1 pseudogene is annotated in these 363 nt (G+C 30.3%); it reads right to left on the minus strand.

Features of this window, described 5'->3' with window-relative positions:
* A pseudogene (locus AJ932_RS03315) lies at positions 1-242 on the minus strand (hypothetical protein); the annotation flags it as partial.
* Positions 243-363 lie beyond the last annotated feature (121 nt).

The following is a 363-nucleotide window of genomic DNA, read 5'->3' on the forward strand; positions in this document are numbered from 1 at the left end:
TCTTTAAATTCAAGTAAAGTAGATTTCTCCCCTGTGTGAAATTCAGGATCTAGATACCTAGGTTGATAATTAATATAAGGAGAAGTTCTTAATATACGATCAGCTTCAAACAAAGCTTTGGAATATTCTTGGGTGTATTTGCCTACCTTAGCTCCCCCATCATAGAGTAAAATTTTATTCGTTTCTTTTTCCACATCTAATATACCACCATTAGGTGTATAAATTTCATAAGTTTCACTCATCTTTTATCCTTTCTTAATTTATCCCATATATAAACCATCTTCCATGATTATAGTTGTAGCTAGTCTAGTTATGAAATTCATTATTTTCACTCTTTTATATTATGCTCTTTAGCATAAGCTA

Origin of the sequence: Campylobacter sp. BCW_6873 (assembly GCF_001762365.1) — a bacterium.
In the GTDB taxonomy this organism is placed as follows: Bacteria; Campylobacterota; Campylobacteria; order Campylobacterales; family Campylobacteraceae; genus Campylobacter_D; species Campylobacter_D jejuni.